Origin of the sequence: Daejeonella sp. (genome assembly GCF_044348475.1) — a bacterium.
Classification (GTDB): domain Bacteria; phylum Bacteroidota; class Bacteroidia; order Sphingobacteriales; family Sphingobacteriaceae; genus Daejeonella.
The window spans coordinates 1-7,060 of record NZ_JBIKSU010000083.1; the positions used below are offsets into that span (position 1 = coordinate 1).

At 35.3% G+C, this 7,060-nt stretch carries 8 protein-coding genes; 4 read left to right on the forward strand and 4 right to left on the reverse strand.

Going from position 1 to position 7,060, the window contains the following annotated elements; translation table 11 throughout:
* On the forward strand, window positions 1–1,098 hold a 1,098-nt coding region (locus tag ACIQZ6_RS10870), incomplete at its 5' end, for a M20/M25/M40 family metallo-hydrolase (RefSeq protein WP_395810994.1).
* Here the strand turns inward: ACIQZ6_RS10870 and ACIQZ6_RS10875 are convergent.
* Window positions 1,099–1,275 (reverse strand): hypothetical protein, encoded by a 177-nt coding sequence (locus ACIQZ6_RS10875; protein WP_395810996.1) that lies wholly within the window; start codon window positions 1,273–1,275, stop codon window positions 1,099–1,101.
* Between the two features lie 201 nt (window positions 1,276–1,476).
* Between ACIQZ6_RS10875 and ACIQZ6_RS10880 the strand changes: the two genes are divergently transcribed.
* Both ACIQZ6_RS10880 and ACIQZ6_RS10885 read left to right on the forward strand, forming a co-directional pair.
* On the forward strand, window positions 1,477–2,481 hold the full coding sequence (locus tag ACIQZ6_RS10880) for a sensor histidine kinase (RefSeq protein WP_395810998.1): 1,005 nt from the start codon (window positions 1,477–1,479) through the stop codon (window positions 2,479–2,481).
* A 1-nt stretch (window position 2,482) separates the two neighbouring features.
* Window positions 2,483–3,202: a LytR/AlgR family response regulator transcription factor gene (locus ACIQZ6_RS10885; protein WP_395811000.1), complete on the forward strand. Its 720-nt coding sequence runs from the start codon at window positions 2,483–2,485 to the stop codon at window positions 3,200–3,202.
* 17 nt (window positions 3,203–3,219) lie between these two features.
* On the opposite strand, the gene ACIQZ6_RS10890 is transcribed toward ACIQZ6_RS10885, so the two are convergent.
* The 3 genes from ACIQZ6_RS10890 to metK all read right to left on the reverse strand — a co-directional run bounded on the left by ACIQZ6_RS10890 (window position 3,220) and on the right by metK (window position 5,870).
* A complete protein-coding gene (locus tag ACIQZ6_RS10890; RefSeq protein WP_395811002.1) occupies window positions 3,220–3,948 on the reverse strand; it encodes a lysophospholipid acyltransferase family protein in 729 nt (242 codons plus the stop codon).
* 45 nt (window positions 3,949–3,993) lie between these two features.
* A complete protein-coding gene (locus ACIQZ6_RS10895; protein WP_395811004.1) occupies window positions 3,994–4,545 on the reverse strand; it encodes an NUDIX domain-containing protein in 552 nt (183 codons plus the stop codon).
* A 68-nt stretch (window positions 4,546–4,613) separates the two neighbouring features.
* Complete coding sequence (gene metK, locus ACIQZ6_RS10900) at window positions 4,614–5,870, reverse strand: methionine adenosyltransferase (RefSeq protein ID WP_395811006.1); 1,257 nt, start codon at window positions 5,868–5,870, stop codon at window positions 4,614–4,616.
* A gap of 219 nt (window positions 5,871–6,089) precedes the next feature.
* Between metK and ACIQZ6_RS10905 the strand changes: the two genes are divergently transcribed.
* Window positions 6,090–6,962, forward strand: a complete 873-nt coding sequence (locus tag ACIQZ6_RS10905; RefSeq protein ID WP_395811008.1) for a diacylglycerol/lipid kinase family protein — start codon at window positions 6,090–6,092, stop codon at window positions 6,960–6,962.
* The last annotated feature ends 98 nt before the right edge of the window (window positions 6,963–7,060 follow it).

Sequence of the window (7,060 nt, forward strand, 5' to 3'; positions counted from 1 at the left end):
TCAGGAGGGAGGCTTAAGGTTGAGTTTGATACATTCACTCAAGCTGCTGATGGTAGAAGGATTGCTACTCCAATGGTTATGAAAAATGTATTGGGGATACTTCCTGGAACTGACCCTGCAGATGACCGTGTATTTATTGTTTCAGGCCATTATGATTCTAGGGCATCAGATGTAAACGATTCTAAAATTTTTGCTCCAGGTGCCAATGATGATGCCTCAGGAACAGCTGCTGCTATGGAGCTAGCCAGGGTAATGAGTAAGTTTAAGTTTAATTGCACCTTGATTTTTGTGGCCATGGTTGCTGAAGAGCAAGGTTTATACGGTGCTGCCAATCTTGCAAAACGAGCAAAAGCAGAAGGTTGGAATGTAGCTGGCATGATTACCAATGATATTGTGGGTAATACCTATGGTATTGAAACTGGTTTAAAGGACAATAACAGTGTTAGAATATTCAGTGAGGGAGTTTCAGTTGTAGAAAGCCCTGAAGAAGCGCTTCGACGTGCAAGTACAGGATCAGAGAATGATGGTAATGCAAGGCAATTTGCAAGATATTTTAAGGAAGTTGGCGAACGATATGTGGAGCAATTAGATGTTAAGTTGATCTATCGTCGCGACAGGTATCTTAGGGGTGGTGACCATACACCATTTTCTCAGCTTGGTTTCGCAGGAATAAGGGTTACCGAAATGAATGAAAATTTTGATCGTCAGCATCAAACAGTCCGTAAAGAAAATGGCACTGATTATGGTGATTTACCTGATTTTGTAGATTATGAATATACCCGCAAAGTAACCCGAATGAATTTGGCATCGCTTGCTAATCTAGCTTTAGCACCAAGAGAACCTCAAAAGGTGGGCATTGTAACCAGTGGTTTAACGAATAAAACTGAACTTAGGTGGGAACTACCTACAGGCGAAACACCTATTGGTTATTATGTGGTGATGAGAGAAACAAGTAGTCCGGTTTGGCAGAAAAAGTTTTTTGTTACCGATACAAAAGCAATTCTCAATTATTCAAAAGATAACTATTACTTTGGTGTACAATCAGTTGATAGTGATGGGCATGAAAGCTTGGTGGTGATTCCCCGCTCTTTACGGTAATTATTTAATAGCGGCTTGTATTAGTGTCTTGACAGATGGAACCTGTAATTTTAAGCCCGCATTTTGTTTTTCAACAGGTTTTTCATTATGTACACTAAATGCTAGAATTCCGATTAGAAGGAATAATGGAATTAACAGCATGATGAATGGAGAAATACAGTTCGTCAACTTTTTCATTTTATCTATTTTGATAGAACAAAGAAATACCTATTTATTATCATCCTGAAATGTATTAGACCAAGATGCCTATTTACAAGACAAACCGTACATTTTTCCTTCCTAAAGTTTAATAGTTTAAATTAGGTGTTTGGAAGAGTGCTTTTGCCTGTTGGTCGAAACTAATACCCTCTAACAATCCTGAAATAATACTTTTAGGTCATGAATAAATTGAAGCAGATAGTTCTTCATGCCATTATTTGGATAGCAATTGTACTGTACTTTATGTATAATAATGGCAGAACTGAATATTCAACCATAGTTAATTTTGTTTATTTCGGAATCGTTAATATTTCGCTTTTCTATATTAATTACCTTTTCATCCTACCAACTTTTCTGAATCGAAAAAAATATTTATGGTGTGCTCTTTCCATATTTTTTGTTGTAATGATATTCTCATTTATAAAATGTGGCTTAGCCTATTATTTCTATGATATTGTAATAAAAAGAGGCGGAAGTAAGGTTGTGATTGACTTCTGGTATTATTATTCAAGCGCTGTATTTGTTAGTTGTTTCTTTATCTTACTGAGTACGGTTTTAAAATTTATACAGGATTGGTTTCTAAATGAAAAAGTTAAAAGTAATCTGGAAAACGAGAATTTAATTGCCGAGCTCGCGTTTTTGAAATCTCAAATAAACCCTCATTTTTTATTTAACTCTCTAAATAATATCTATTCGCTTGCCTACCAAAAATCAGAGAAAACCCCCGAAGCCATACTAAAGCTTTCTGAGATTATGAGGTATATGCTTTATGAAAGCAATGAAGACAAAGTAGAACTATCTAATGAGATCAGATATCTTGAAAATTATATTGAACTTCAAAAGCTTAGATTCAAAGACAATATTTATATTAAGTTTGAAATAAATGGCGATCTTTTGGGGCTAATGATTACTCCACTCGTGCTAATTTCTTTTGTAGAAAATGCCTTTAAACACGGCATTGCAACTGATAGTGAAAATCCAATTAGCATTTCACTCAATCTTACAGACGGTAAACTTTTGTTTCATGTAAGCAATATAAAGAGTTCAATGAATAAGGATATAACTGGAGGAATTGGCTTGCAGAATGTACAAAGGCGACTTTCCCTGATATATAAAGATCGGTATCGCCTTCAAATTGATGATACTAATGATATTTATAATTGTGAATTATATCTAAATTTATAGAATGATACGCTGCCTGGTTGTTGACGATGAGCCACTTGCTCTGGATATTTTAGAAGATTATATCAGTAAGGTTCCATTTCTGACTCTTGTAAAGACTACTACCAGTGCCATTGAGGGCTTGTCGCTTGTGCAAAGTGATGCTATAGACCTGGTTTTTTTGGATGTGCAGATGCCCGAGCTGACCGGCATACAGTTTTTAAAGATCATCAATGGTAAATGTGATGTGATACTCACAACTGCATATTCTCAGTATGCTCTTGATGGATATGATCTTGATGTGGTAGATTATTTGTTAAAGCCAATTGCATTTGATCGATTTTATAAGGCCGCACAAAAAGTGCTTCAAAGTACAGGAAATACTAACTCTTCAGCTCCTGAAGTACATTCAGTTCAAAAAAATCATGACTTTATTTTTGTAAAAACCGAACACAAAATTCAGAAAATTTATCTTGATGATATACTTTACATTGAGGGGCTAAAAGATTACATTTCCATATTTACTAGGTCTGAACGGATTATTACCCTCCAAAATATGAAGAAAATGGAAGAGTCCTTGCCTTCAAAATCGTTTATTAGAGTTCATAAATCTTACATAATTGCTCTAGGTAAAATTGAAAGTATAGAACGTAGCCGAATTCAGATCGGTGAAAAGATAATACCAATTGGTGATACCTATCGGGAGTATTTTTTTAAGCAGATTGAAAATACGAATATTGGCTAAATCACTGTAGGTAGTAATTACAATGCCTTGCTGATTGCTTTTTCTGCGGCCTCTACAATTTCTTCCATTGTTTTATTGCCCAGTTCAAATGGTTCTAGAACCTCCCATATTATTTTTTGACCGGCGCTTAATGGAAATTTGCCATATTGTACTAACCTCCAAGAACCATGAATTGCAATAGGTACTAGCAGTGCATCAGGTACTTTTTTTAATAATGTGGCTACTCCACCTACTGCAAAAGGTTTCATTTGTCCATTCTTTGATCTCGTTCCTTCTGGAAAAATAACTGTTGACCAATTGAATTTTTTCATTCTTTCAGCCAATTTTATGATTTCCGAAACGGCTTGTTTACTGTCTTTCCTGTCAATATTAGCTCCGCCGCCGTATTTCAAATTAAATGATATGCTAGGGATACCCTTTGTCAACTCTATTTTTGAAATGAACTTTGCATGGTAACTTCTTAGAAACCAAATTAATGCAGGGATATCATACATGCTCTGGTGATTAGCAATAAAGATGATTGGTCTATTGGTTGGTAAGTTATATGGATTTTTAAATTTTATTCGGCTCCCTAAAACATAATAAGTGGCTAATAGAAAGAAATTTAATACATCTACAGATTTTTTATGCCCTTCTTGGCCTCCCAATTTTAAACAAATCCATTGTATTGGATGGAACAACAAGAGTAACATGCCAAATAGCAAATAATGTATTGGAGTGAGTAAATAGCCAAATAGTTTATTCATGTATCTTAATTTACCTGGTAAAATTATTTTTTGATTTGATTTTTATCAACTAAAGTGTGTAATCTTTAGTTTTAAGATTGCAGCAACACTAAGTGAGTCAGTTATTTCTCCATTCAAAACCATTTCATATGCCTGCATAAATGGTATTTTTTTAAGAGCGAGCTCTTCACTTTCTTCTGGTTTTGATTCACCAAAACGTAAGTTCTGAGCAAGGAATATGATGCCAAGTTCATCGCTCACAGAATTAGAAAGGTGTATCCTTTGAATTTCTGTCCATGATTCTGCTTCAATACCTGTTTCTTCTAGAAGTTCGCGTTTTGCTGAAATCAGGGGGTCAATGTTTTCTTGCCCGCCACCTTCCGGAATTTCCCAACTGTATGATTTCAAAGGAAAGCGATATTGACCAACAAGCCAGGTATTATTAGAATCATCTAAAACAATGATCCCAATTGCCAGGTTTTTGAAATGAACTTCTCCATAAATACCCTTTCCACCACCCGGATTGATTACCTGGTGCTCTGTTAAACTGATCCATGGGTTATCATAGATCTTTTTACTGGAAAGTGTTTGCCATGGGTTAATGTTTGGTTCTTTCATCTATACAATATTAAAAAAAAAGCCTTCATTCTAGAAAGAAAGAAGGCTTTTAGATATAAAAAAAACGATTAAGCCAAGTTGAAGGCTTTTTTTACTTTATCTGTATAATCAAGTTTTTCCCAAGTAAATAACTCAACATTTACGGTCTTTTCTTCACCATTTGAACCTTTAAAGGTTTTGCTTACTACTTCATTGGTACGGCCCATATGTCCATAAGCTGCAGTTTCAGAATAGATTGGATTACGAAGTTTTAAACGAGTTTCAATTCCGTAAGGGGTCATATCAAAAATTGAAGCTATTTTTTGTGCGATTTCGCCATCGTTGAAATTAACTTTTGCAGTTCCGTAAGTATCTACAAAGATTCCCATTGGATCTTTAACTCCGATTGCATAAGATACCTGCACAAGGATTTCGCTGCAAACTCCTGCTGCAACAAGATTTTTAGCGATGTGACGAGTAGCATAAGCAGCCGAACGATCCACTTTTGACGGATCTTTTCCTGAGAATGCGCCACCACCGTGTGCACCTTTTCCACCATAAGTATCAACTATGATCTTACGACCCGTTAAACCTGTATCTCCATGTGGTCCACCAATTACGAATTTCCCAGTTGGGTTAATATGGTATTTTATTGCATCAGTAAATAAAGCCTGAAGTTCGGGCTTAAGTTGTGCTTTAATCCTAGGAATTAATATTGAAACAATATCCTGCTGAATCTTTTTCTGCATATTCTCCTCTGAATCAAAATCGTCATGTTGAGTAGATACAACAATTGCATCGATACGCACAGGCTTATGATCATCGCTGTATTCAATCGTTACCTGCGATTTTGCATCTGGACGTAGGTATTTAATAGATGAATTCTCTCTTCTTAGAATGGCAAGTTCTGTTAAGATTTTATGAGCCAAATCTAATGCGAGCGGCATGTAATTTTCAGTTTCATTAGTTGCATAGCCAAACATCATACCTTGATCACCGGCACCCTGATCTTGCTTATTTACACGATCAACACCTTGGTTGATATCTGCAGATTGCTCATGGATTGCTGAAATAACACCGCATGAATCAGCTTCGAACATATATTCTGCTTTTGTATAGCCAATTTTACGGATAACATCACGTGCAATTTTCTGAACATCCAGATAAACTTGAGATTTTACTTCGCCAGCTAATACAACAAGCCCAGTTGTTACTAAAGTTTCACAGGCCACTTTAGATTCTGCATCCCAAGCAAGAAAATTATCAATTAATGCATCTGAAATCTGATCAGCTACCTTGTCTGGGTGCCCTTCTGATACAGATTCTGAGGTAAATAAATAAGGCATAGAAGTTTGATTAAATATTAAAAATAAATAGACAGTTAAATAATGCAGTAAAATGGAAATGGAGTTGACCGGAGTAAAAATTGGCAGAATGTTTTAGCACTTTTTTTTACGTGGTTGCAATCAACGCAAATCGATCCACTTTTTTGCATAGCAAAAGTAGGATTAATATTATGTTCTAAAAAATTTAAGAGTATTTTTGATGTTTAATTCTAAATTAAATTGAAAAGAAAAATTTTATTCGTTATCAATCCAATTTCGGGCGTAAAGACCAAATATAATTTCCCGCTTAAGATTGATAAATATCTGGATAAGAGCAAATTTGATTCTGAATGTGTGTTTACTGAATATCGTGGACATGGTTCTCAGATAGCAGCCGAGGCGATCAGAAATGGAGTGGATATTTTGGTTGCGGTGGGGGGTGATGGAACAATAAATGAGGTGGCATCTGAAGTTGAGGGAACAAATAAATTAATGGGAATAATCCCATTTGGATCAGGTAATGGCCTGGCCAGATCTTTGGGGATTCCAATTCGTGCTATTCAAGCTATTAAAAGAATAAATAAACTCAACATCAGTAAAATTGATGTAGGTACGTTTAACGGCAGAAAGTTCTTTAATATGGCGGGCATAGGATTCGATGCTCAAATTAGTGCACGCTTTGCTGAAAATGTTAAACGTGGTCTTATTAGTTATGCTAAAATCACTTTATCAGAAGTTTTCAATTACCGTTCTCAATATTATCGTTTAACTATAGATGGAAAAGAATATGAACATCAGGCTTTTATGATTAGCATTGCGAACTCTTCGCAATATGGTAATAATGCGCATATTTCTCCTTTAGCATCTCTAAATGATGGCATGATGGATATTTGTATTGTAAAGCCATTTCCTCTTTATAAATTTCCTGCCTTACTAGTTAGAATGTTTAGAAAGAATACCCATAAATCAAACTATTTGGAGATAATACAGGGCAGTAAAATCATAATTACGCGAGAGAATGCTGCAGTAATTCATCTGGATGGAGATCCTTTTGATATGGGAAATACACTTAATATTGGAATTAACCCACATTCATTAAATATCCTCACTTAAATTATGTCTAAAAAAAATAAGGGATATCAGGGCGTAGTGTTTTCAACCAATCCTGATTTTGGCTATATTTCAACAAATGCTGAGCCTCTTGAAACTCT